At 65.7% G+C, this 23575-nt stretch carries 17 protein-coding genes, 2 tRNA genes and 1 rRNA gene; 7 read left to right on the top strand and 13 right to left on the bottom strand.

Annotated features, from left to right (window positions below):
• Positions 1-106 precede the first annotated feature (106 nt).
• From ACFOPH_RS20030 to ACFOPH_RS20020, 3 genes are all read right to left on the bottom strand, one after another.
• Positions 107-182, bottom strand: a tRNA-Ala gene (locus ACFOPH_RS20030).
• A gap of 4 nt (positions 183-186) precedes the next feature.
• Positions 187-263 (bottom strand) — tRNA-Ile (locus ACFOPH_RS20025).
• A 76-nt stretch (positions 264-339) separates the two neighbouring features.
• Positions 340-1870 (bottom strand): 16S ribosomal RNA (locus ACFOPH_RS20020).
• Between the two features lie 512 nt (positions 1871-2382).
• Between ACFOPH_RS20020 and ACFOPH_RS20015 the strand changes: the two genes are divergently transcribed.
• Positions 2383-4515, top strand: a complete 2133-nt coding sequence (locus tag ACFOPH_RS20015; RefSeq protein ID WP_379737041.1) for a TonB-dependent receptor family protein — start codon at positions 2383-2385, stop codon at positions 4513-4515.
• Here ACFOPH_RS20015 and ACFOPH_RS20010 read toward each other — a convergent pair.
• The gene (locus ACFOPH_RS20010; RefSeq protein ID WP_379737040.1) at positions 4490-6016 is read right to left on the bottom strand and encodes a DUF3482 domain-containing protein; all 1527 of its coding nucleotides are present in this window, start codon (positions 6014-6016) and stop codon (positions 4490-4492) included. The genes ACFOPH_RS20015 and ACFOPH_RS20010 overlap by 26 nt on opposite strands.
• On the bottom strand, positions 6013-7536 hold the full coding sequence (locus ACFOPH_RS20005) for a DUF2868 domain-containing protein (RefSeq protein WP_379737039.1): 1524 nt from the start codon (positions 7534-7536) through the stop codon (positions 6013-6015). The genes ACFOPH_RS20010 and ACFOPH_RS20005 overlap by 4 nt, the downstream gene beginning before the upstream one ends.
• Before the next feature lie 295 nt (positions 7537-7831).
• On the opposite strand from ACFOPH_RS20005, the gene ACFOPH_RS20000 reads away from it, so the two are divergent.
• The 5 genes from ACFOPH_RS20000 to ACFOPH_RS19980 all read left to right on the top strand — a co-directional run bounded on the left by ACFOPH_RS20000 (position 7832) and on the right by ACFOPH_RS19980 (position 13553).
• Positions 7832-9055, top strand: coding sequence for an alpha-amylase family glycosyl hydrolase (locus ACFOPH_RS20000; protein WP_379737038.1), 1224 nt, complete (start codon positions 7832-7834; stop codon positions 9053-9055).
• A gap of 76 nt (positions 9056-9131) precedes the next feature.
• Entirely contained in the window at positions 9132-9548 is a 417-nt protein-coding gene (locus tag ACFOPH_RS19995; protein ID WP_379737037.1) for a hypothetical protein, read from the top strand.
• Between the two features lie 374 nt (positions 9549-9922).
• Positions 9923-12001, top strand: a complete 2079-nt coding sequence (locus ACFOPH_RS19990) for a sigma-54-dependent Fis family transcriptional regulator (RefSeq protein WP_379737036.1) — start codon at positions 9923-9925, stop codon at positions 11999-12001.
• 11 nt (positions 12002-12012) lie between these two features.
• Positions 12013-12600: a cytochrome b gene (locus tag ACFOPH_RS19985; RefSeq protein WP_312552351.1), complete on the top strand. Its 588-nt coding sequence runs from the start codon at positions 12013-12015 to the stop codon at positions 12598-12600.
• Positions 12597-13553, top strand: coding sequence for a beta-propeller fold lactonase family protein (locus ACFOPH_RS19980; protein WP_379737035.1), 957 nt, complete (start codon positions 12597-12599; stop codon positions 13551-13553). Before ACFOPH_RS19985 ends, ACFOPH_RS19980 begins: the two co-directional genes overlap by 4 nt.
• Here the strand turns inward: ACFOPH_RS19980 and ACFOPH_RS19975 are convergent.
• The 8 genes from ACFOPH_RS19975 to ACFOPH_RS19940 form a co-directional block, all read right to left on the bottom strand.
• Positions 13546-14547 (bottom strand): ATP-grasp domain-containing protein, encoded by a 1002-nt coding sequence (locus ACFOPH_RS19975; protein ID WP_379737034.1) that lies wholly within the window; start codon positions 14545-14547, stop codon positions 13546-13548. The two genes, ACFOPH_RS19980 and ACFOPH_RS19975, sit on opposite strands and share 8 nt — an antisense overlap.
• 44 nt (positions 14548-14591) lie before the next feature.
• Positions 14592-15518, bottom strand: coding sequence for a hypothetical protein (locus ACFOPH_RS19970; RefSeq protein WP_379737033.1), 927 nt, complete (start codon positions 15516-15518; stop codon positions 14592-14594).
• Positions 15515-16465, bottom strand: a complete 951-nt coding sequence (locus tag ACFOPH_RS19965; RefSeq protein WP_312552357.1) for a quinoprotein dehydrogenase-associated putative ABC transporter substrate-binding protein — start codon at positions 16463-16465, stop codon at positions 15515-15517. Before ACFOPH_RS19965 ends, ACFOPH_RS19970 begins: the two co-directional genes overlap by 4 nt.
• The gene (locus ACFOPH_RS19960) at positions 16462-16881 is read right to left on the bottom strand and encodes a c-type cytochrome (protein WP_312552359.1); all 420 of its coding nucleotides are present in this window, start codon (positions 16879-16881) and stop codon (positions 16462-16464) included. Before ACFOPH_RS19960 ends, ACFOPH_RS19965 begins: the two co-directional genes overlap by 4 nt.
• A 99-nt stretch (positions 16882-16980) precedes the next feature.
• Entirely contained in the window at positions 16981-18786 is a 1806-nt protein-coding gene (locus tag ACFOPH_RS19955) for a methanol/ethanol family PQQ-dependent dehydrogenase (protein WP_379737032.1), read from the bottom strand.
• 231 nt (positions 18787-19017) lie between these two features.
• Entirely contained in the window at positions 19018-19362 is a 345-nt protein-coding gene (locus ACFOPH_RS19950) for a hypothetical protein (RefSeq protein WP_312552364.1), read from the bottom strand.
• A gap of 69 nt (positions 19363-19431) precedes the next feature.
• Complete coding sequence (gene gfa / locus ACFOPH_RS19945; RefSeq protein WP_312552365.1) at positions 19432-20013, bottom strand: S-(hydroxymethyl)glutathione synthase; 582 nt, start codon at positions 20011-20013, stop codon at positions 19432-19434.
• A gap of 39 nt (positions 20014-20052) precedes the next feature.
• Entirely contained in the window at positions 20053-21159 is a 1107-nt protein-coding gene (locus ACFOPH_RS19940; protein WP_379737031.1) for an S-(hydroxymethyl)glutathione dehydrogenase/class III alcohol dehydrogenase, read from the bottom strand.
• Between the two features lie 258 nt (positions 21160-21417).
• On the opposite strand from ACFOPH_RS19940, the gene ACFOPH_RS19935 reads away from it, so the two are divergent.
• Positions 21418-23559 carry a TonB-dependent receptor family protein gene (locus tag ACFOPH_RS19935; RefSeq protein ID WP_379737030.1) on the top strand — a complete coding sequence of 714 codons (2142 nt, stop codon included), beginning with the start codon at positions 21418-21420 and terminating at the stop codon, positions 23557-23559.
• Positions 23560-23575: the final 16 nt, after the last annotated feature.

Genomic DNA, 23575 nt, shown 5'->3' with positions numbered 1-23575 from the left:
TTAACCGCACGCTTAAAAAAACTTTACTTCTTCCAGATTGTTAAAGAACGAGAACTACACTTATCTAAAGCTCGCAGCTTTACATAAATGCAGTGAACAGAGTAAATGGTGGAGGATGACGGGATCGAACCGACGACCCCCTGCTTGCAAAGCAGGTGCTCTCCCAGCTGAGCTAATCCCCCTATGTGGTGGGTCTGGTTGGATTCGAACCAACGACCCCCGCGTTATCAACACGGTGCTCTAACCGACTGAGCTACAGACCCAAACTGTTCTCGTTATTTTTCAACAGTCGATAAGTGCGGACGCTTGATGTTGAGCTTTCGCTCGGTGCTACTCTAGAAAGGAGGTGATCCAGCCGCACCTTCCGATACGGCTACCTTGTTACGACTTCACCCCAGTCACGAATCCTACCGTGGTAAGCGCCCTCCTTACGGTTAAGCTACCTACTTCTGGTAAAACCCGCTCCCATGGTGTGACGGGCGGTGTGTACAAGACCCGGGAACGTATTCACCGCGGCATGCTGATCCGCGATTACTAGCGATTCCAACTTCACGTAGTCGAGTTGCAGACTACGATCCGGACTACGATACACTTTCTGGGATTAGCTCCCCCTCGCGGGTTGGCGGCCCTCTGTATGTACCATTGTATGACGTGTGAAGCCCTACCCATAAGGGCCATGAGGACTTGACGTCATCCCCACCTTCCTCCGGTTTGTCACCGGCAGTCTCATTAGAGTGCTCTTGCGTAGCAACTAATGACAAGGGTTGCGCTCGTTGCGGGACTTAACCCAACATCTCACGACACGAGCTGACGACAGCCATGCAGCACCTGTGTTCAGGTTCCCTTTCGGGCACCCTCCAATCTCTCGGAGGTTCCTGACATGTCAAGGGTAGGTAAGGTTTTTCGCGTTGCATCGAATTAATCCACATCATCCACCGCTTGTGCGGGTCCCCGTCAATTCCTTTGAGTTTTAATCTTGCGACCGTACTCCCCAGGCGGTCTACTTCACGCGTTAGCTGCGTTACCAAGTTAATTAAAACCCGACAACTAGTAGACATCGTTTAGGGCGTGGACTACCAGGGTATCTAATCCTGTTTGCTCCCCACGCTTTCGTGCATGAGCGTCAATCTTGACCCAGGGGGCTGCCTTCGCCATCGGTGTTCCTCCACATCTCTACGCATTTCACTGCTACACGTGGAATTCTACCCCCCTCTGCCAGATTCAAGCCTTGCAGTCTCCAACGCAATTCCCAGGTTGAGCCCGGGGCTTTCACGTCAGACTTACAAAACCGCCTGCGCACGCTTTACGCCCAGTAATTCCGATTAACGCTTGCACCCTACGTATTACCGCGGCTGCTGGCACGTAGTTAGCCGGTGCTTATTCTTCAGGTACCGTCATTAGCAAAGGATATTAGCCTCTACCGTTTCTTCCCTGACAAAAGAGCTTTACAACCCGAAGGCCTTCTTCACTCACGCGGCATTGCTGGATCAGGCTTGCGCCCATTGTCCAAAATTCCCCACTGCTGCCTCCCGTAGGAGTCTGGACCGTGTCTCAGTTCCAGTGTGGCTGGTCGTCCTCTCAGACCAGCTACTGATCGTCGCCTTGGTGAGCCTTTACCTCACCAACTAGCTAATCAGACATCGGCCGCTCCAAAAGCATGAGGTCTTGCGATCCCCCACTTTCTTCCGTAGAACGTATGCGGTATTAGCGTAACTTTCGCTACGTTATCCCCCACTTCTGGGTACGTTCCGATGTATTACTCACCCGTTCGCCACTCGCCACCAGGCCGAAGCCCGTGCTGCCGTTCGACTTGCATGTGTAAAGCATGCCGCCAGCGTTCAATCTGAGCCAGGATCAAACTCTTCAGTTTAATCTCTGTTTGTCGAAACCCGCATTGCTACGGATTTCGAAATCGATCCACTGGATCGATTTCGCTCACTCAAAATACTGACCGTCATCTCATTGCTGAGATAACGTTTAATACTTTGTGCGAACATTTGATATTTTAAGTAATCAGCTGAACAAGTCAGCTGGCACCCTCATCAAACGCCCACACTTATCGACTGTTAATTGTTAAAGAACTGTTGTTCTGTACTGCCTTGCTGCTTCGTTGCGAATCGTTTTGTTCGTCAGCAGCAGAGAAGTGAGATTGTGCAGTATTTCGCGATGTTCGTCAACTTCTTTTTTACAGCACCGCGTTTTGGCGCGGCCCTCGTGAACTCTTCAACTATTTGATTTCGTTGTCGTTTTCGCGAGGGACCGAACTATAACAAAAAGCCTGGCCAGTTGGCAAGAGCGTTTTCGTGGCGCAGCGGCGAGGACGGCGACGCGCTTTGGCGCTGAGTATTATGATGTTGGGCTCATCAACAAGTACGAGCTGCAATGTCCATCCACCCCGCCCGCCTCAAACTGCTTCCCGCACTGCTGGCCACCCTCTCCTCCACGGCACTGGCCCAGGCGCAATCCCAGCCGCAGCCGCAAGATCCGCTGCAGGTGGTGGTCGTGACCGGCAGCCGCGCGGAGCAGGCCAGCTTCGATCTGCCGGCCGCGATCGACGTCGTCGACGCCGCGCGCATCCGCGACACCCAGCCACGCGTCAATTTGTCCGAAGCGCTCGCCGCCGTTCCGGGCGTCGTGGTGCAGAACCGGCAGAACTATGCGCAGGACCTGCAGATCTCCTCGCGCGGCTTCGGCGCGCGCTCGGCCTTCGGCGTGCGCGGCGTTCGCTTGATTACGGACGGCATTCCGGCGACCATGCCCGACGGCCAAGGCCAGGCCGCCACCTTCAATCTCGACATGGCCGAACGCATCGAAGTGTTGCGCGGCCCATTCTCGGCCTTGTACGGCAATCACTCGGGCGGTGTCGTGCAGCTCTTCACCCGCGACGGCAAGGGTGCGCCGGCCATCGAGTTCAGCGGCTCGGCCGGCAGCGACGGCATGCGCAAGCTTGACCTGAATGCGCAGGGCGAGACGCGCGGGATCGGCTATGTCCTGGATGCGTCGCGCTTCGAGACCGACGGCTACCGGGCGCACAGCGCCGCCACGCGCGAACAGGGCTACGCCAAGCTGACCGTCCCGACCTCGGGCGACGGCAAGGTCACCATCGTCGCCAACTCCCTGCACCAGCGCGACACCCAGGACCCGCTTGGCATCACCTGGGCGACCTTCCAGCGCGACCCGCGCGCCGGCGAGATCGATACCAGCGACCCGCAATCGCCGCAGCGCACCTTCGCCGAGCGCTACGACACCCGCAAGAGCATCGACAACCAGCAGATCGGCCTGCAGTGGCAGCAGCGCTTCGGCGCCAACCGCCTGCAGCTGACTGCCTACGGCGGCAACCGCCAGGTGGTCCAGTACCAATCCTTCTCGCGCGGCTTCCAGGCGCCGGCCACGCATTCGGGCGGCGTGGTCGACTTCGACCGCGACTTCCACGGCGTCGACCTGAACTGGCGCGACGTGCGCGAGTTCGCCGGGGGCACCCTGCGCACCACGGTCGGCCTCGAGTACGCGAGCTCGAAGGATGCGCGCCAGGGCTTCGAGAATTTTGTGGGCGAGCAGTTCGGCGTGCGCGGCAACCTGCGCCGCGACGAACAGAATGAACTGTCCAGCCTCGATCCTTATGTGCAGACCGAATGGGAGCGCGGCCAGTGGATGCTGACTGCCGGGCTGCGCCGTACTTCGCTGGATGTGGACGTCAGCGACCGTTACCTGGGCAACGGTGACGACAGCGGCAGCGTCGACTACAGCGGCGCCGCGCCGGTGCTCGGCGCACTGTATAAACTGACGCCCAGCCTGAACCTGTACGCCAGCGCCGCGCGCGGCTTCGAGACCCCGACCCTGAACGAGCTGTTTTATTCCAGTACCGGTCCGGGCGTTAACTTCGGACTGCAAGCGAGCCGCAGCACCCACCTCGAAGCCGGCATGAAGAAGATGTTCGGGGCCGACACGCGCCTGGACCTCGCCCTGTTCCAGGTCCGCACCGATGACGAAGTGGTGGTCGATGCCTCCAGCGGCGGACGCACCAGCTACCGCAATGCCGGCGAGACCCTGCGCCGCGGCGTCGAGCTATCCTTCGACACCCGCTTCGGCCCCGGCCTGAACGCGCGCGTCGCCGCCAACGTGCTGCGCGCCGTGTACGAGGACGGCTTCGGCAGCATCCCGGCCGGCAACCGCCTGCCCGGCGTGCCGCGCGCCAGCCTGTATGGAGAACTCGGCTGGACCGCGACCGACGGCAAGCTTGGTGCGGCGCTGGAGACCATCGCCAGCAGCAAGGTGCATCCGGACGACGCCAACGCCGCCACCCCGGCCCCGGGCTACGGCATCGTCAACCTGCGCCTGCAGGCGCGCCAGGAAGCGGGCCAGTGGCGGTTCAAGGAATTCGCGCGCCTGAACAACCTGTTCGACCGCGACTACGTCGGCTCGGTGATCGTGGGCGACAGCAACCGCCGCTACTACGAACCGGCGCCGGGCCGCAACTGGGTGCTGGGCGTCAGCGCGCAGTACCAGTTCCGCTGATCGACTCAGGCCCCGGCGTCGATGTCGGCGCCGGGGCCTGCGCGGCCAGTGTAAAGCCGGGATACAGCCGGGCGAGGGTGGCATCGCTCACCCGCGTCACCAGCGCGTTGACCGGCTCGATGGCCGCCTCCAGGCTAGGCGCGGCGCGCACGCTGCGCCACAGCGCCGGCAAGTCGCCGCCGTGGGCCGCCAGCGCCTGCTCGACCTCGGCCTGCCAGAAGGCCGGTGCCTCGCTCTCGACATAATTGCCGCGGCCGCGTCCAAAATGGGCGACGGCGAGGTAGCGCAGCACCGCGCCGACCAGCAGGGTCTGCAGGAAGGCATCGGCAAACTGCACCGCCGCTTCGTTGCGGTCGGCGCGCTGGTTGAAACCCCAGGCGGCGCCGGCCGCCGTCAGGCCGCCGACGATGGCGCCGAGCAGCGCGCCGCCACCGAGCGTCAAGCCGCCGGCCATCAGGTCGGCCGACAGCCCGGTCGCCGCGCCCGACACCACGGCGCCGAGCAGCCCGGCTTGCGCCTTGTCGATCGGCGCGCGCACGGCGAAGTTCTCGCGCACGCGGGCATTGATCGTGACCGCCTCGCCCGGATCGACCTTGTGCAGCACCAGCATGCGCATCGTCGTCTTGTTGATCTCCCCGTTCAGGCGCTCGACCAGCGCCGCCATCGCCGCTTCCTGCCGCTTCTGCTCGTCCTTGCCCAGGCCCACGGCCTTCAACGCCGTGCGCACCATGCCGCGCCCGGCGTCGGGCACCGGCTCGCTGTCGCGCGCGGCGGCGGCCACCTGCTCGGCCGTCATGCGCAGGGCGCTGGCGTAGCGCTGGCGATTGTTCGCTTCCCAGGCGGCGCGCAGGCGTTCGTAGCCGGCCTGTTTCTCTGCGTCGATCAACGGCGCGACCGCCTCGTAAAAGACGTGCTCGTGCACCCAGCAGCGCGCGAAGGCATCCAGCGCCAGCACTTCGCGCACGACAGGGAAACGTGCCAGGTGCGTCTTCCATTGCTGCTGCTCGACCCCTTCCTGCGCGCCGGGCCGCGGCGCTCCCATCTGGTTGAGCAGCACAACCACCGGCTTGCCCAACCATTCGAGGATATTCATCTCTGCTGGTAGATAGCCGGCGTCGCCCGGAGGTTCCGCCGAATTGACCAGGTAAAGCACGACATCGGCCTCGTCCTTGGCCGCGCGCAAAGCCTGCTGGCTGAGCCAGAACGGACGGTCGCGGTAGCGGTCGAACACCTCGCGCAGGAACCAGCCGATCGGGTTGCCCGCCAGGGACAAGCGCTTGAGCAGGCGCACCGAGTCGCCGAAGCCGGGGGTGTCCCACAGCAGCAGGGTGTCGCCGGCCTCGCTGGTCTGGAGCGGATGGGCTTCGGCGAAGGTGGTCACGTGGGCGGCGTCGCGCACTTCTCCCACGTCCACACCCACCAGGGTGCGGGCAAGCGTGGTCTTGCCGTTGTTCGTGTGCGAGACCAGTGCGAACTGGATTTTGACTGGGACCTCGCTCATCGCAGCTCCGGCAAGGCAAGGCCGGCGCCGAGCTCGATCGGGCGGCGCTCGGGTTGCAGCAGGTTGACGACGGTGGCGGCGGTGCCGTGGAAGCTGCAGAACTGGCGCCACAGGGCGATGCGCTCGTTGACGCGGGCGTCGACGCCGGCCTGGCCGGCGGCCCGCTCCAGCATGCCCGACTCGTCCAGAAGCACGGCCACGCCTCGTTTGGTGTTGCGGCTGAGGTAATCGAGGAAGGCGCCGTGGTTTTCCTTCTCCGGCGTGGCGGCCAGGTTGAACAGGGCGGCCGTGACCGTCATGCCCGCTTCATCGAGCGCGGCCTCGCGCAGCGCCTCCTTCGGCTCTTCGCCATACGGCACCGTGGGCCGCAGCAGCACACGCGCCTGGGCGCCCAGCGCCATCGCGGCCACCGTCCACAAACCGCGGTCGCGCGCTTCGTCGAGCGTGAAGCTGTAGGGCAGCACACGCAGCACGGCTGGCGTGCCGGCGCCGATGCTGTCGGCCAGCTTGCGGAAATACGGGTGTTCGAGTTCCAGCGGGAAACGGCGCGCCAGGCGGCCGGCGCGCAGCGCGGCGAACAGCGCCAGTATCAGGCGCGGCAGGATCACCAGCAGCAGGATGGTGGCGCCGTACAGGTGCACCCAGCGTTCGCCGGCGGCGGCGGCGGCCGTTGTCGCGGTTGCCGCCGCTGCCGAGCTTGCCATCGCCGCACCGGGCGCGATGCGCAGCGCTTCGATGTCGGCCAGCGAAAAGCCCTGCAGGAAGGGGAAGACGGTCAGGGCCGGCGTAAACAGCCAGGACAGCAGGGTGTGGACCTGGGTCGCGTCGAGGAAAGTGCTTTCCCAGCCGGCGCCGTATTGCGTCAGCAAGCCGCGCGCATACAGCGAGATCACGGCGCCGAGCGCGAAGGCGGCCGCCGACAGGTGAACCGTGCGCGACAGGCGCGCCCGGGTCAGCGGTTCGCTCAATTGCGTCCACTCCGTCATGAAGGCGGTCAGGCCCGCCGCCAGCGGCGCCGGCAGCTTGCGCGGCGTCACCGCCTTGCCGACGCTGAGGCGGCGCAGCAGGCCCTGTCCAGCCAGGCCGGTCTTGCGCTTCGGGACCAGGGCCCAGACCAGCAGCACGACGTACATCAGCAAGTTCCAGCCGACGATGAACAGGAGCGGCGCCGACAGCAGGTCGACGCGGTGCGGATCCGCGATGCGGTCGAGCAGCGCGCCGGCAAACAGCGCCAGCAGCGGCAGCGCCGCCCAGAAGCCGGGCAAGCCAAGGGCACGCTTCTGGAAAGCGGCAAAGGCCGGCGTGCGCTCGGCCAGGCGCTTCAGGATCTGCTCCGAGCGCTGCTGTAGAAATAGGTCCTGCGTCACCGCGCTCTTGCTGTCGGAAGCCTGCCAGGCCGCCAGCTCGCGCGCGCTGCGGCTGGCGTACTTGCGGTCGTCCTCGCTGAGCACCTGGTGGCCGGTGTCGGCCGTTTCGATGGCGCGTACCAGCACGACGCGCCTTGCACCCTGTTCGTTCATGCGTCTCCCGGTTTATTGGATTGGCAACATCACACCCGCATTGTGCCGCAGATTCGCACCAAGCCCCAGCACCGGCCGCACGGAGCAGCCCATCCGTAAGAAAACTACGGCACACGATTGACTTCAAGCGGGCTCGGGAGTAGCGTCTCCCCGGTGTATTGATGAGCTTTCCGGAAGAGGTAGCGAAAGTACATGCGATGCCCACAATGGGCCTCGATACCGGGAACCATGTCCCGCGCGGCCATGGTCTCCTCAAACAAATGTTTAAAAAAACAAACAAAATACGGAGACAAGCATGAAGCTGCACCGCACACTGCTGGCCGCCCTGGTCAGCGGCGCCCTGCTGGCCGCCCCGGCCTACGCCGCGATCAACCCGAACAAACTCGGCGCCGCCTACGACGCCACCAAGGCCAACGTCACCTTCAAGGTGTACTCGAGCAAGGCCACGCGCATCGAGCTCTACCTGTACAGCGCCGCCACCGGCAGCGCCGAGAAGGCGCGCTACGTGATGACCAACACCAACGGCATCTGGAGCGTGACGATCCCGACCACGACGCTGTCCAGCCAGGGCCTGGGCGGCACGCTGTATTACGGCTACCGCGCCTGGGGCCCGAATTGGCCCTACAACGCCAGCTGGACCAAGGGTTCCAGTGTCGGCTTCATCAGCGACGTCGACGCCGCCGGCAACCGCTTCAATCCGAACAAGCTGCTGTCCGACCCCTACGCGCTCGAGCTCAGCCACGACCCGACCACGGCAACCATGACCAACGGCACCATCTATGCCAGCGGCCCGCTGTACCGCAACATCGACAGCGGGGCGTCGGCGCCGAAAGGCATCGTGCTCGCCGGCGACACCCAGTCGATCGGGGTGAAACCGACCCGCGCGCTGAAGGACGATGTGGTCTACGAGGCCCACGTGCGCGGCCTGACCATGAACGACACCAGCATCAGCGCCGCCTACCGCGGCACCTATAAGGGCGCCGGCCTGAAGGCGGCCTGGCTGGCCAGCCTGGGCGTTACCGCCATCGAATTCCTGCCGGTGCAGGAAACGCAAAACGATACCAACGACAACGATCCGGCCAGCACCAGCGGCGACAACTACTGGGGTTACATGACCCTGAACTATTTCGCCCCGGACCGCCGCTACGCCTACGACAAGACGCCCGGCGGACCGACCCGCGAATTCAAGGAAATGGTCAAGGCCTTCCACGACAACGGCATCAAGGTGCTGGTCGACGTGGTCTACAACCACACCGGCGAAGGCGGCGCCTGGAACAACGGCGACAAGACCACCTACAACATCCAGAGCATGCGCGGCCTGGACAACCCGACCTATTACAGCCTGACGGCGGACATGCAATTCTCCTGGGACAACACGGGTGTCGGCGGCAACTACAACACGCGCAACCCCATCGCCCAGAACCTGATCGTCGATTCGCTCGCCTACTGGCGCGACAAGCTGGGCGTGGACGGCTACCGCTTCCCTGCGCAGCCTGAACTGCAACAACAATCCCTATAACCTGGACTCGACGGCCAACTGGCAGGGCTGGACCCGCACCACAGACCAGAACAACTTCCAGGCGTTCACGAAAGCGATGATCGCCTTTCGCAAGGCCCATCCGGCCCTGCGTCCGGCGAATTTCTATTCGAGCGTCGACAACAACGGCAACGTGATGGAGCAGCTGCGCTGGTTCAAGCCGGATGGCGGCGTGGCCGACGCCAGCTACTTCAACAACGCCGACAACCACGCGATCGCCTGGCGCATCGACGGCACCGAGTTCGGCGATACCGCTTCCGCCATCTACGTGGCGCACAACGCCTGGAGCGCGCAGGTCAACTTTACGCTGCCCTGGCCGGGCGCCGGCAAGAACTGGTACCGCGTGACCGATACCTGCCCCTGGGCCGAGGGCGCCTCCCAGGTGGCGGCGCCGGGCAGCGAAGCCCTGGTCGGCGGCGAAACCACGAACTACGGCCTGTGCGGCCGCGGCACGCTGGTGCTGATCGCCAAGTAAGAAGCGATATCGCCCGCGGCGGCGGCAGGCTCTGACTGCCGCCGCTGCCCCTTCCCTCCGCCCTCTCCTCCATCCGCCCCTCCGCCCGGCAAGCCCCATGCAGCATGCATCAAGGTGCCTTCCGTCTTCTTCACGGCACGCCTCCTGACTGTCGAGCGCTCTGGTAGTTCCCGATAATCACGGGCCTGCTGATACCGGTCTCGACTTCCTCATTCAGGCCTATTCGGCCGCACTGGCCTGTTCAAAAATTTCGCAAACCAGCCGACAATTTGCGAACGGAAGGGTGTATTCTCCACAGCAGATGAGGTGTCACTCACACAATAGTCCATAGAGCGACAGCGGCCGGCGCCCTAGTCGCGGACGTAGGAGACAACATGTCGAAGTTTGCCGTGGAACACGTCAAGCGCGTCCACTCGGTCGTCCATGGCCGGGTCGGAGACAGCCTCGGGGGCGGAAACCGCATCACCCGGTCCTGGATCCGTTGCCTCAACGAATACCAACTCGACCCCGGCACCTGCGCCGAACCGGAAGTGGTGGCGCCCGCCGAGCTGCAGGAACGCCAGGAGCGGCTGGCCGACGTCCAGGCCGTCGCCAAGGTCGAGATGGCGAACCTGTACCAGCAACTGGCCGGCTCGGGTTACGCGATCATGCTGACCGACCGCGAAGGCGTGCTGCTCAACTACTTCGGCGACCCCGCCTTCACCCATGCGGCTTCCCGCACCGGGCTGATGCAGGGCGCGGTCTGGAGCGAACGCGTGCAGGGCACCAACGGCATGGGCACCTGCCTGGTCGAGCGCCGTCCGATCACCGTCCACCAGGACGAACACTACCTGTCGCGCAATATCGGCCTGTCCTGCGCGGCCGCGCCGATCTTCGACCACGAAGGCGACCTGGTCGGCGTGCTGGATGCCTCCGGCGAATCGCGCCTGGCCCAGCAGCACACGCTGGCCCTGGTCAGCATGTCGGTCCAGATGATCGAGAACCGGGTCTTCCTGCAGCGCTTCCGCCACGATTTCATCCTGCGCTTCCACAACCGGCCCGAATTCGTCGGCACCCTCAGCGAGGGCGCGATCGCGCTGAGCGTCACCGGCACGGTGCTGGCGGCCAGCCGCGCAAGCCTGTCCCTGCTCGGCTACCGCAGCCCGGCCGAGATCGTCGGCCGCGACATCTCGGAGCTGTTCAACCTCACCTTCCCGGGCCTGGTGGACAGCAGCATGCGGCGCGCCTACCACCCGCTGCCGATCTTCGAGGTGCGCAGCAACGCACGCTTCTTCGCCGTGATGTACCAGCCGGTGACGGGCGGCGCGGTACGCCGGCCCCAGCGCGGCGCCGCGGCCCTGTCCGCGCCGCAGCCGGCCAGCGCCCTCGATGCGCTGCAGTTCGGCGACCCGGCGATGAGCGCCATCATCGCCACCGCCAAGCGGGTCATGGAACGCGACGTGGCCATCGTGCTGCTGGGCGAGACCGGCACCGGCAAGGAACGCATGGCGCGCGCGATCCACGCCTCCGGCAGCCGCGCGGCCAAGCCTTTCGTGGCGATCAATTGCGCCTCGATCCCCGAGTCGCTGGTCGAAAGCGAGCTGTTCGGCTACCGCTCGGGCGCCTTCACCGGCGCCAGCAAGGACGGGCAGCGCGGCAAGCTGCTGCAGGCGAACGGCGGCACCCTCTTCCTCGACGAGATCGGCGACATGCCGGTGGCGCTCCAGGCCCGGCTGCTGCGCGTCCTCGAGGAACGCGAGGTGGTGCCGCTCGGCGGCGAGGCGCCCGTCAGGCTCGACATCCGCCTGATCAGTGCCACCCACTGCGACCTGCCGGCAAAGATCGAGCGTGGCGAGTTCCGCGAGGACCTGTATTACCGGCTGCAAGGCGTCTCGTTCACCCTGCCGCCGCTGCGCCAGCGCGCCGACCGCCGCGCCCTGATCCGCCACCTGGCGGCCGAGGAAAGCGAGGGCGAACAGCCGGTCGAGCTCGACGACGGCCTGCTCGACCAGCTCGAACGGCAGCGCTGGCCCGGCAACATCCGCCAATTGCGCCACCTGCTGCGCACCATGATCGCCCTGCGCGAAACGGACCGCCTGGGCCTGCAGGACTTGCCGCCCGAGTACCGCCTGGTGACGATTGCGGCGCCAGCCGCTGGCGCATCCCTTGCTTCATCTGCCGCGGCGTCTGCCCTGGTGTCCGGTGCGGCGTCCGGTGCTGCGTCCGTTGCTGCGCCCGTTACGGCGTCCACGACGGCGGCGGGCCCGGCCTGCGGCCGCGGGCCCGAGGACGAGGCCGCGCCCGGCCTGACCGCGCTCGAGAGCGCCGAGCGCGAGGTGCTGCAGCAGACGCTCAGGCGCCACCAATGGAACATGAGCGGCGTCGCCCGTGAGCTGAACATCAGCCGCAACACCCTGTATCGCAAGCTGCAGCGGCTGAACATCCAGCACCCCGAGAAATCGCTGTTCCATTGAGGGTCGGAGCCATGGCCACGCCAGCGCACTACACCGGCACCGCGATCGCCCTGCACTGGCTGGTCGCACTGCTGCTGCTCGGCCAGTATGCGTTCGGCCTGGCGCTGGACGATATCCCGCGCGGCACCCCGGCGCGCGGCTATTACGTCAACCTGCATAAGAGTTTCGGCATCCTGATCGGGCTCCTGATCCTGCTGCGCCTCGCCTGGCGCCTGCGCCACAAGCCGCCGCCGCCGCCCGCCGGCATGGCGCCCTGGCAGCGCCGCGCCGCCTGGTTCAGCCATGCCGCCCTCTACGCCTGCATGCTGGCGCTGCCGTTGTCGGGCTACCTCGCCTCCAACTTCAGCCGGCACGGCATCAAGTTCTTCAACACGCTGCGCTGGGCGCCCTGGGGGCCGGACGACAAGGCCCTGTATGCCTTCTTCAACGGCGCGCATCATCTTGCCGCCCTGCTGCTGGCCCTGCTGGTCGGCCTGCACCTGCTGGCGGTCGTCAAGCACACCTTTGTCGATCGCGACCGCCTGCTGCTGCGCATGTGGCCGCGGCGCCGCACGCCCGCCGCGCCTTCCCCTTCCGATCTTCCCATGGAGACCCGATGACCACTGCCCCTGCCCGCCTCCTCGCCTGCACCGCCGTGGCGCTCGCCGCGCTGCCTTCGCTCCTGTTTGCCGCGCCTTTCGCCTACGTGCCGAACGAAGGCTCGGGCACGATTTCCGTGATCGACACGACTACCGACCAGGTGGTCGGCGAGATGCCCGGCGGTAGTAAGCCGCGCGGCCTGGCCGTGGGCGGCGACGGCCGCTGGCTTTATGTCAGCGACCAGCCCAACAACCGCCTGCAACTGGTCGACATCCAGGCACGCAAGGCCGGCGCCACGGTGGCGCTGGGCGAATCCCCCGAAGGGGTGTCGATTTCCCCCGACGGGCGCTGGGTGGTGGCGGCCCTGGAGGGCAAGAACGAGATCGCGGTGATCGACACGCGCAGCAATGCGCTGGCATTCGCGATCCCCGTGCACGGCAAGAATCCCGAGCATGCCGTGTTCAGTCCGAACGGCCGCCTGCTGTTCGTCAGCGCCGAGGAAGGCGACGCCGTCGACATCATCGATTTCACCAGCCGCAAGCAGGTGGCGCAAGTCGCGGTCGGCGCCCGCCCGCGCGGCATCGGTTTCCTGCCGGACAGCAGCCGCGCCTACGTCGCCACCGAAAATGCGAACGAGGTCTTCGTGATCGACACCACCAGCTTCGACATCGTCGCGCGCATCAAGGCCGGGCTGCGCGCCAACGGCATCGCGGTCCACCCGAACGGCAAGCAGGTCTACGTGTCGAACGGCGGCGACGCCAACGTGTCGGTGATCGACACCGCCAGCAACAAGGTCGTGGCCACCGTCCCGGTCGGGCAGCGGCCTTGGAACATGGCGCTCACGCCGGACGGCAAGAAACTCTACGTTGCCAACGGCCGCTCCGGCAACGTGAGCGTGATCGACACGGCAAGCAACACCAAGCTGCGCGACGTCGCCGTCGGCAAGCTGCCCTGGGGCGTGGCCGTCAGGTAGCCGCGCCCGGATCGAAGCCGCCGACATCGACGCTGACCGCGCGGCGGCGCGCGGCCGGCGCCGGCATTGCGCCCGGCCCTTTCAGCAGATCGATGACCAGGGCGGCCGGATTGCAACCGATCGATGCGTGCAGGCCGGCATAGGCCGCGGTGAGGCGCGGATTCACCTCCAGCACCACCGGCCCGCGCTCGCTCAGGATGAGGTCGACACCGACGTAGCCCCACAGGGTGGGCAGCGCCGCCGCGACCCGTTGCGCCAGGCGCTCGAGCGTGCCATCCGTATCCTCCAGCCCGTTGACGGTGCAGCCCAGGAAGTGGAAGCGGTTGTCGTGGACGGCGATGCGCTCCAGGTTGCGGGACAGGACCCGGGCCGCGCCATCGCAGCAGATCAGCGACAGGCTGCCCAGCTTGCCCGCGACGAAAGGCTGCAGCACATAGCCCTGCACGGCGCTGCTGCGCAGCCAGGCCAGCGCCGTCGCGCGGTCGCTGAACAGGCGCGCGTCGAGGCAGCCGGCGCCATCGTCCGGCTTGACCACCCAGGCGCCCTGCCCCGCCGGCAGCGAGGCGTGCGGCCGGTAGGTCGGCACCACCGGCACGCCGCTCTCGGCCAACGCGCGTGCCACCTTGAATTTGCTGGCGGCGACCCGCACCGCGCCGGGCGCGCTGCCCAACAGGATGCGCTTGCCGCGCAGGACCTGGCGCGACAGGCTTTCCAGCAAGCCCTCGGACTCCGGCGCCAGCGGCCATACCGCATCCGCCTCCTGCACGCAGGCCGCGAAGCGGTCGCCGAAGGACTGCGCCGCCAACGTGCCGCCAGGGCCGGATGCGCCCAGGGTCGCCATCGTGCACACGTCGACCCCGGGAATGGCCCCCAGGTCGGCCACCAGCGCATCCATCAGCATGGCGCCCTGCTGCCGGAAGGTGTGCGAGAGGGCACGCGCCACCGGCCCGCCGTCAGCGGTGTAATCGAACGCAAACACTTTCAACGGCGCCATGTGTGCCTCCGGCTGATTCCATGTCGGGCGTCGCGGCGCCAAGCTCAGCGCTTCGGTTCGGCCACCTTGACCAGGGTGAGCGTTTCGTCGATGACGGGCAATGCGGCGCCGGGCGGCGTCATTCCGGGCGCCGCTGCGGCCGCCGGCATCGCCATGGCGGGCGCTGCCATGTTGGCCCGCGCCGCGCCGGCTGCTGGCGTGCCGAATTTCGCTGTGCCGGATGTCGCTGTGCCGGATGTCGCTGTGCCGGATGTCGCGGTACCGGAACCCGCTTTGCCTGGCGCAGCCGCGCCGGTGGCCGCCGTCCGTGCGACGACCGCGCCGGGCAGGCTCGCATTCGCCAGCGAGGTGCTCAGCTGATAGATCCCACCTGGCACCGCGTCGCTGATCACGAAGGTATAGGTCTTGCGCACATAGTGTTCGAAACGCGCATGCAGCGGGTCGTCCAGATAGGGCTGGATGCGGATCGCCTTCGCGTCTAGCGTCTTGCCCTGGTAGGTGATGCGCTGCGACGTTACTTGCGCGCCCTCGGCCAACGCCAACCGGATGCGCTTGCGGAAATAGCCGGACGAACCGCCGGTCAGGCGTTTCATTTCGGCGATGTCGCGCTCGAGGAAACCGAGCAGCACCGGATTGCCGTGCACGTCGTCGATCCCCGGCAGCTCGTGCTTGCGCTCGCCACTCAGGAAGTGCAGTTCCGCATGCAGCGCCCCCTTCTCACGCGAGACCTCGAGCTGGACATTGTCGGTAAATGCGGGCTCCACATTGCTGACCTTGCGGAACGCATAGACCAGGGTGGCCGGCGCCTTGACCCGCGCCAGGTGATCGGTCTCGAACAACAGGACTTCGGCCGGCGAGACCGGCTGGGCGCGGGCCGGCGCCAGTGCCAGCAGGGCAAGGGCCGCCGCCGCGCACAGGCTGCGGGCATGCCATGCCGGCGCGACGCCGGCAACGAGCGGGAGACGGTTCATGGCGCCCTCGCCGATGCCGGTGTCGGGGTTGGCGTCGCGGCTGGCGCCGGCGTCGGCGGCGCTGGTTGTGCCGATGCCGGCCCCGGTCCTGGCGCGTCCTGCGGCGCCAGCAAGGGCACGCCATATTGTTCGAGGATGGCGCGGATCTTCGGCTCGTTAGCCGCGAGCAGCTGGTCGATACGCTGGCGGAATTCCTTGTCGCCATGGCGCACCGCCATCGCGATCTCGAAGTCGAGCTTCATATGGGGGCGCGAGGCGAGCGGGATGGCGACGATCGGCGCCGCGCGCGCATTCCTGGCAAAGTAACCGACGATCGGGCCCCAGGCGAGGGCGACGTCGATCTTGCCGCTGGCCAAGTCCTTCTCGACGATCTCGCCCGGATACTGCGCGGCGTCGCCGGTCTGGCTCTGGTACCACTCGACCTGCTCCATCAGGCCGTGCTCCAGCAGCCACTCGGTGACCGGCGAGCCGGTGAACACCCCGATCCGCAGCCGCTGGCGCTGTGCAGGGTCCAGCGCCAGCAGGTCGTCCAGCGTGCGCACGCGGTCCAGGCCCTTGCCTTTCACGTAGGCCATCGCATAGGTGGAGCGGTAGTAGGGGCGCGTGGTCGCGCCCAGCTCGAACCCCTTGGGCACGCCGGTGACCAGGTCGCACTTGTAGCGGTCCGTGTTCTCTTCCTTGGCGCGCAGGGTGTTGCGGATGAAACCGATCCGCTGCGGGAACCAGGTATGTTCCAGTTTCCAGCCCAGCTCCTGCGCAAGCAATGCGGCGATCCGGTTCTCGAAGCCGGCGCCGGCGCGGTTCGAAAGCGGCAGGTTGTTCGGGTCCTGGCAGACGCGCAGCACCTTGTCCTGCCCGGGTGCAGGCGCACCTTCCTGCGCGCCTGCCGGGTTGCCCAGGCAGGACAATGCGCAGGCGGCGCCCGCCGCCAGTTGGCGCCACCTCATTTACCGATCTCCTGCAGCCGGCCCGGTTCGATGGCGCCGTCCGAGCGGCCCTTCAGGTAGGCGTACAGGCTGTCGATGTTTTCGTTCACCATCTTGCTGGTATCGAAATTCGGCATGCCCTTCTCGATCCGCCCCTTGAGCACGGCGGCCTTGAATTCGTCCTTGTTCAAGACCTTCAGGCTGTTCACCAGCGAGGGCCCGACCATGCCTTCCTGGGCGGCGCCATGGCAGCGCTCGCAGGCCATGGCGCGCCAGGTCTTCCAGCCGCTGAGGGTCTGGGCATCGACCTTGTTGCCGTCGACGACCTTGTAGGGGGCCGCGTCCGCCGCCACGGCGGGGGTGGCGAGCAATCCGGGCAAGGCAAGCAAGGCCCAGCAGGCGGCCGCGATGCCCGCATTCTTCGTGAGTCTGTTCATATGCATTCCTGACTATGCGGGAGGCGGCGCCGCCATGCTGCGGCCGGCGCCGTCTCCGGTTCACTTCACTTCAACACGTCGACTGTATTCGCGTTCCGATCAGCGATCCGGCAGCGCGAACACGGTGAGCACGCCGCCCAGCTCGGTGTACTTGGCCAGGTCCTTGTAGCCACCCACCGCGCCCAGGCCCTCGGTGCCCTTGGTCAGGCCAGCCGCCAGGCCAATGCCGGCCCAGCCGCCGATACCGGACAGCACGCCGATATATTGCTTGCCCTTGTATTCCCAGGTGTGAACGTTGCCGATGATCCCCGACGGGGTCTTGAACTTCCACAGTTCCTTGCCGTTGTGGTCGACCGCCTTGATGAAGCCCTCCAGGGTGCCGTAGAACACCACGTCGCCGGCGGTGGACAGCGCGCCGCTCCAGACCGAGAACTTCTCGGGCTTGGACCAGACGATCTTGCCGGTGCCGGCATCCCAGGCGATGAAGTTGCCCAGGCCGCCATGGCTGTTCGGTGCGGCGTACATCGACAGCGTCGAGCCCACGTACGGCTGGCCGGCGGTGTACTCGATCTGGAACGGCTCGTAGTCCATGCACACGTGGTTGGTTGGGACGTAGAACAGGCCGGTCTTGCGCGAATAGCTCGCCGGCTGCTGGTCCTTGGTGCCGAGCGCGGACGGGCAGATGCCCTTGGTGTTGAAGTCGGGGCCGTTCTTGTCGGTGCTGAAGGCATCCACCACCTGCGGACGGCCGCTCTTCATGTCGACGTGGGTCGCCCAGTTGACCTTCGGATCGAATTTCTCGGCGACCAGGAGTTCGCCGGTGACGCGGTCGAGGGTGTAGGCAAAGCCGTTGCGGTCGAAGTGCACCAGGGCCTTGCGCGGCTTGCCCTTGACCTTGATGTCAGCCAGGATCATTTCGTTGACGCCGTCATAGTCCCACTCGTCGTGCGGGGTCATCTGGTAGACCCATTTCGCCATGCCGGTATCGAGGTCGCGCGCGAAGATGGTCATCGACCACTTGTTGTCGCCGGGGCGCTGGCGTGGATTCCAGGTGCTCGGGTTGCCGGTGCCGTAATAGACCAGGTTCGTGGCCGGGTCGTAGCTGTACCAGCCCCAGGTGGTGCCGCCGCCCAGCTTCCACTGGTCGCCCTGCCAGCTCTTGAGCGAGGAATCGGGGCCGATCGGCGCCATCTTGCCGTCGGTCCAGGTCATGGTCTTGTTGGGGTCGACGATCAGCTCGTTGTCGGGGCCGGTGCTGTAGGCCTTCCACAGGATCTTGCCGGTGTTCATGTCATGCGCCGTGATGCGGCCGCGCACGCCGAATTCGCCGCCGCTGATGCCGGTCAGGACCTTGTCCTTGAACACGTGCGGGGTGTTGGTGGTGGTTTCGCCGAGCTTCGGATCACCGACCTTGTTCTTCCACAGTTCGGCGCCGGTCTTGGCGTCGAGCGCCACCAGGGTGGTGTCGGCCTGCTGCAGGAAGATCTTGCCGTTGGCATAGGCCACGCCGCGGTTGACCGTGTCGCAGCACATCACCGGGATCACGGTCGGGTCCTGCTTCGGCTCGTATTTCCAGCGGATGCTCTGGTCTTCCAGCGAGATCGCGAACACCTTGTTCGGGAAGGGGCTGTGGATGTACATGGTGTCGCCGATCACCAGCGGTCCGCCTTCATGGCCGCGCAGCACGCCGGTCGAGAAGGTCCAGGCCACCTGCAGGTTCTTGGCGTTCTTGCTGTTGATCTGCTTGAGTTCGCTGTAACGGTGGTTCGCGAAGTCCCCCGACTGCATCGCCCAGTTTTTTGGGTCCTTGGTCAGCTTTTCGACATCCGAATCGGCGGCAAAGGCCGGGGTGGCGGCCAGTGCCAGGCAAGGCCACCAGCGGATGAGTCTTGTTAGTAATAACATGTTGAAGTCTCCTATGGTTTTAGAACCTTAGCCGTGCGGCTGCTTGGCCCTGCATCACCTCAGCGGGGTGCCACAATGGACACAGCACTTAGCGTGCCAGTGGCGCAAATCCCTCTATCCATGGCGGTCCGCCCCGGGAACCGCCCCTGCCACGTGACACATGTTCAGTTTCGAGACACTGCTTGCTGCGCCGCTGTGTCATCCGTGGCGTATACGGCTTCGCGCCGGTGTTCAGCGCGGCGGCACGTTGCAGGTCTTGTTGGCGCTGGCCTGGATCGCCTTGTACTTGCTGGCCATTTCCTTCACGGGCGCCGGATCGCGAAACAGTGCGCCGCGCTCGCCGGCCATGGTCTGGTTGCGCAGCGCAGTCGACATCGTGACGAAGTCGTCGTAGGGCATGGCCTTGGCAATCTGGTCGATGACGCACGAGCACTTGTAGAGGTATTCGTATTTGCCGTCGTGCTTTTGCATGCACTCCAATACGTACTCCACCCGTCCGCTGGTCGGGAAATCATGGGCATGCGCTGCCAGCGGGGCAGCCAGGGCTGCTGTCAGCAGCAAGTGCGTTCGCTTCATTCTTCGTCTCCAATCACGGTTTGCCAGGCAGGCGGTGGCCGCGGCATGCGCGGCCACCATGCGTGCCCTTCACGCTTCCTTCAGTACGCCTTTCGCTTTCGCCACATGGGTCGAGATGGCGTCCATCAGTGCCGGCGACAGCGCGTCGTAGGGAGGCAGGCCGAGCTCGGTCAGGCGGGCGCGCACCGCCCCCATGTTCTTCGGATCGGCACCGGATTCGATGATCGAGGACACGAAGGCGGCGAACTCGGGCGGCGCCCAGCCGTCCTCGTGCGACAGCTCGGTGTGCACGAAATCCAGGCCATAGAAGGGATGCGCAGTGTTCTCGATGCGGCCAAACATGTGCACGCCGCACTCGCGGCAGCCGTAGCGCTGGATCGTGGCCGAGGAGTCGATCACGGCCAGCTTGTCGGCGTTAGCGGACACTTTGACGTTCTCGCGTCCGACCACCGCCACCTGGGAAAACAGCGCCCCGGCCGGCTTCCAGCACTTGGTGCAGCCGCACACGTGGTTGTGCGCGACCTGGCCCTGGATTTCCACCGTCACCGGATTGGTGGCGCACAGGCAGGTCAGGGTCCCGCCCGAAAAATTCGGCGCGGCGGGCTTGATGCCGTTGTCGACGGCGGGATGGATGTGGATTTCAGTGCTCATCGTCGGTCTCCTTTGTTTTTTAAGCGCTATTGGACAAGTTCAGTACAACACCACCGAACGGATCGACTGTCCGCTCTTCATCAAATCGAAGCCCTCGTTGATGCGATCGAGCGGCAAGGTGTGGGTGATCAGGTCGTCGATGTTGATCTTGTTTTCCATGTACCAGTCGACGATCTTCGGCACATCGGTGCGGCCGCGCGCGCCGCCGAACGCCGAACCCTTCCATTCGCGGCCGGTCACCAGCTGGAACGGACGGGTCGAGATCTCTGCGCCGGCTTCGGCCACGCCGATGATGATCGACTGGCCCCAGCCCTTGTGGCAGCACTCGAGCGCCTGGCGCATGGTGTTGACGTTGCCGATGCACTCGAACGAATAATCCGCACCGCCATCGGTCAGCTGCACGATGGCGTCGACCACGTTGCCGACTTCCTTCGGATTGACGAAGTGGGTCATGCCGAACTTGCGCGCCATCTCTTCACGGGCCGGGTTGAGGTCGACACCGATGATCTTGTCGGCGCCGACCATCTTCGCCGCCTGGATCACGTTCAGGCCGATGCCGCCCAGGCCGAACACGACCACGTTCGCGCCCGCTTCCACCTTGGCCGTGAAGATCACGGCGCCGACCCCGGTGGTGACGCCGCAGCCGATGTAGCAGATCTTGTCGAAAGGCGCGTCGGAACGGACCTTGGCCAGCGCGATTTCCGGCACCACGATGTAGTTCGAGAAGGTCGAGGTGCCCATGTAGTGGAACAGCGGCTGGCCGTCGAGCGAGAAGCGGGAAGTCGCATCGGGCATCAGGCCGCGGCCTTGGGTGGAGCGGATCGCCTGGCACAGGTTGGTCTTTTGCGACAGGCAGAACTTGCACTGGCGGCATTCCGGCGTATACAGCGGAATGACGTGGTCATCCTTCCTGACGCTGGTGACGCCCGGGCCGACGTCGACCACGACGCCCGCGCCTTCGTGGCCGAGAATGGCCGGGAACAGGCCTTCCGGATCGGCGCCCGACAGGGTGTAGTAATCGGTGTGACAAATGCCGGTGGCCTTGACTTCCACCAGCACTTCGCCGGCGCGCGGACCGTCGAGGTCGACATCGGCAATGCTCAAGGGTTCCCCCGCTTTCCAGGCAATGGCTGCTCTCGTTTTCATGTTCTCTTCCGTATCGATAAGGTTTGCCAACGATGGGCATGCCGGCAATTGTCCAATGCTGTGTCAGCTGTTCATATCTGAAACAGGTGTGCCACGATGCGTGGTGCAAGCTGCCCCGGCGACGGCGCCGATGCGCCCAGAGCCCAGTCAATGCAAGCGCCGTGCCACGCCGGCCGGCCATGGCAGGCATATTGCTTGGACAGGCAAGGCGGCGGGCATCGACACCGGCCCGGCTCATCCCAACAGACGGAGACAGGCATGCAGCAATCACTTCCCTTCCGGCCGAGCATCATCGCTGCGCTGTTCGCGGCGGGTGGCGCGGCGTTCGCGATTCCCGGCAAGGGGCAGGCGGCCGAGCCTGCCGCGGACGTGCCCATGCCGGTCGTCATCGTGACCGGCAGCCGGATCGAACAGGACAGCTTCGACTTCCCGGCCGCGATCGACATTGTCGATGCCCAGCGCATCGGCGCGGCCCAGATACGGGTCAATGCATCGGAGGCGCTGTCTGCGGTGCCGGGGCTGGTGGTCCTGAACCGCCAGAACTACGCGCAGGACCTGCAGATTTCCTCGCGCGGCTTCGGCGCGCGCTCGGCCTTTGGCGTGCGCGGCGTGCGCCTGATCGCCGACGGGATCCCGGCCTCGATGCCCGACGGCCAGGGCCAGGCCGCCACCTTCAACCTCGACATGGCCGAGCGCATCGAAGTGCTGCGCGGGCCGTTTTCCGCGCTCTACGGCAACCACTCGGGCGGCGTGATCCAGCTGTTTACCCGCGACGGCCAAGGCCGGCCGAGTAGCGAGGCGACGGTCTCCGGCGGCAGCGACGGCACCCACAAGATCGACCTGAGCGCCCAGGGCGAGACCGACGGCATCGGCTACGTGATCGACGCCTCGCGCTTCGAGACCGACGGCTACCGCGACCACAGCGCGGCGCGGCGCGACCAGGGCTTCGCCAAGCTGAGCGTCAAGCCGGACGCCAACAGCCGCCTGACCATCACCGCCAGCACATTGACGCAAGACGACACCGAGGATCCGCTCGGCGTGACCTGGGCCACGTTCCAGCGCGACCCGCGCGCCGGCGAAATCGACCCGACCGATACGCAAACGCCGCAGCGCACCCTGGCCGAGCGCTACAACACCCGGAAGAGCATCGATCACCAGCAGGGCGGCGCCGTCTTCGAACAACGCTTCGGCCCGGACCGGCTGCGCGTCACGGCCTATGCCGGCAAGCGCCAGGTGGTCCAGTACCAGGCCTTTTCGCGCGGCTTCCAAGCCCCGCCCACCCATTCGGGCGGGGTGGTCGACTTCGACCGCGACTTTCACGGCGCCGACCTCCAGTGGCTGATGGTGCGCCAGCTTGCCGGCGGCACGCTCAGCACGACATTCGGCCTCGAATACAGCCGCTCGAAGGACGATCGCCAGGGGTATGAGAATTTCGCTGGCACCGAACTTGGCGTGCGCGGCGCCCTGCGGCGCGACGAAACCGACGAGCTCTCCAGCCTCGACCCTTACGTGCAAACCCAATGGGAAGGCGGTCCATGGCTGCTGACGGCGGGCCTGCGCCGCAGCAGCCTGGACGTCGACGTGGAGGACCGCTTCCTGTCGAACGGCGACGACAGCGGCGGCGTCGACTACAGCAAGGTGACGCCGGTGCTGGGCGCGCTGTACAAGGTCTCTCCCCAGCTGAACGTCTACCTCAGCGCGGCGCGCGGCTTCGAGACGCCGACGCTGAACGAGCTGTTTTACTCGAACGGCGGCAGCGGCTTCAACTACCGGTTGAAACCGGCCAGCAGCCGCCACCTGGAAATCGGCGCCAAGGCGAAACTGGGCGAGAATGCGCGCGTCGAGGCGGCCCTGTTCCAGGTACGGACCGACGACGAGATGGTGGTCGAATCTTCCGCCGGCGGACGCACCAGCTATCGCAACGCGAGCGAGACGCTGCGCAGGGGAGCGGAGGTGTCCGTCGAGAGCGAGTTCGGCGCGGGTCTGAGCGCGCGACTGGCACTGACGGTGCTGCGGGCGACCTATGAAACCGGCTTCGGGAATGTTCCTGCCGGCAGCCGGCTGCCGGGCGTGCCGCGTGCGAACCTGTTCGGCGAGCTGGCCTGGAACGACGAAGGCGGGCGCTTTGGTGCGGCGTTGGAGACGATCGCGAGCGGCAAGATCTACCCGGAGGATACCAACGTCGAGCGTCCGGCCCCAGGGTATGCGATCGTCAATGCGCGCGTGCAGGCGCGCCAGACGGTCGACCGCTGGCGCTTTCGCCAGTTCCTGCGGCTGAACAACCTGTTCGACCGCAGCTACGTCGGCTCGGTGATCGTGGGCGATGCCAACAAGCGTTATTACGAGGCCGCGCCGGGACGCCAGTGGATGATCGGCGTCAGCGCGCAGTACACCTTCTGATGCCCGGGGCGCTACA

Origin of the sequence: Massilia haematophila (assembly GCF_042647645.1) — a bacterium.
Taxonomy (GTDB): Bacteria; Pseudomonadota; Gammaproteobacteria; order Burkholderiales; family Burkholderiaceae_D; genus Telluria; species Telluria haematophila.
This window is presented reverse-complemented; position numbering and strand designations above follow the sequence as displayed.

Bases quoted from the DNA above. Each gene is read 5' to 3' on its own strand.
- ACFOPH_RS20015 (WP_379737041.1), top strand. From the start codon at position 2,383: ATGTCCATCCACCCCGCCCGCCTCAAACTGCTTCCCGCACTGCTGGCC.
- ACFOPH_RS20010 (WP_379737040.1), bottom strand. From the start codon at position 6,016: ATGAGCGAGGTCCCAGTCAAAATCCAGTTCGCACTGGTCTCGCACACG.
- ACFOPH_RS20005 (WP_379737039.1), bottom strand. From the start codon at position 7,536: ATGAACGAACAGGGTGCAAGGCGCGTCGTGCTGGTACGCGCCATCGAA.
- ACFOPH_RS20000 (WP_379737038.1), top strand. From the start codon at position 7,832: ATGAAGCTGCACCGCACACTGCTGGCCGCCCTGGTCAGCGGCGCCCTG.
- ACFOPH_RS19995 (WP_379737037.1), top strand. From the start codon at position 9,132: ATGATCGCCTTTCGCAAGGCCCATCCGGCCCTGCGTCCGGCGAATTTC.
- ACFOPH_RS19990 (WP_379737036.1), top strand. From the start codon at position 9,923: ATGTCGAAGTTTGCCGTGGAACACGTCAAGCGCGTCCACTCGGTCGTC.
- ACFOPH_RS19985 (WP_312552351.1), top strand. From the start codon at position 12,013: ATGGCCACGCCAGCGCACTACACCGGCACCGCGATCGCCCTGCACTGG.
- ACFOPH_RS19980 (WP_379737035.1), top strand. From the start codon at position 12,597: ATGACCACTGCCCCTGCCCGCCTCCTCGCCTGCACCGCCGTGGCGCTC.
- ACFOPH_RS19975 (WP_379737034.1), bottom strand. From the start codon at position 14,547: ATGGCGCCGTTGAAAGTGTTTGCGTTCGATTACACCGCTGACGGCGGG.
- ACFOPH_RS19970 (WP_379737033.1), bottom strand. From the start codon at position 15,518: ATGAACCGTCTCCCGCTCGTTGCCGGCGTCGCGCCGGCATGGCATGCC.
- ACFOPH_RS19965 (WP_312552357.1), bottom strand. From the start codon at position 16,465: ATGAGGTGGCGCCAACTGGCGGCGGGCGCCGCCTGCGCATTGTCCTGC.
- ACFOPH_RS19960 (WP_312552359.1), bottom strand. From the start codon at position 16,881: ATGAACAGACTCACGAAGAATGCGGGCATCGCGGCCGCCTGCTGGGCC.
- ACFOPH_RS19955 (WP_379737032.1), bottom strand. From the start codon at position 18,786: ATGTTATTACTAACAAGACTCATCCGCTGGTGGCCTTGCCTGGCACTG.
- ACFOPH_RS19950 (WP_312552364.1), bottom strand. From the start codon at position 19,362: ATGAAGCGAACGCACTTGCTGCTGACAGCAGCCCTGGCTGCCCCGCTG.
- gfa (WP_312552365.1), bottom strand. From the start codon at position 20,013: ATGAGCACTGAAATCCACATCCATCCCGCCGTCGACAACGGCATCAAG.
- ACFOPH_RS19940 (WP_379737031.1), bottom strand. From the start codon at position 21,159: ATGAAAACGAGAGCAGCCATTGCCTGGAAAGCGGGGGAACCCTTGAGC.
- ACFOPH_RS19935 (WP_379737030.1), top strand. From the start codon at position 21,418: ATGCAGCAATCACTTCCCTTCCGGCCGAGCATCATCGCTGCGCTGTTC.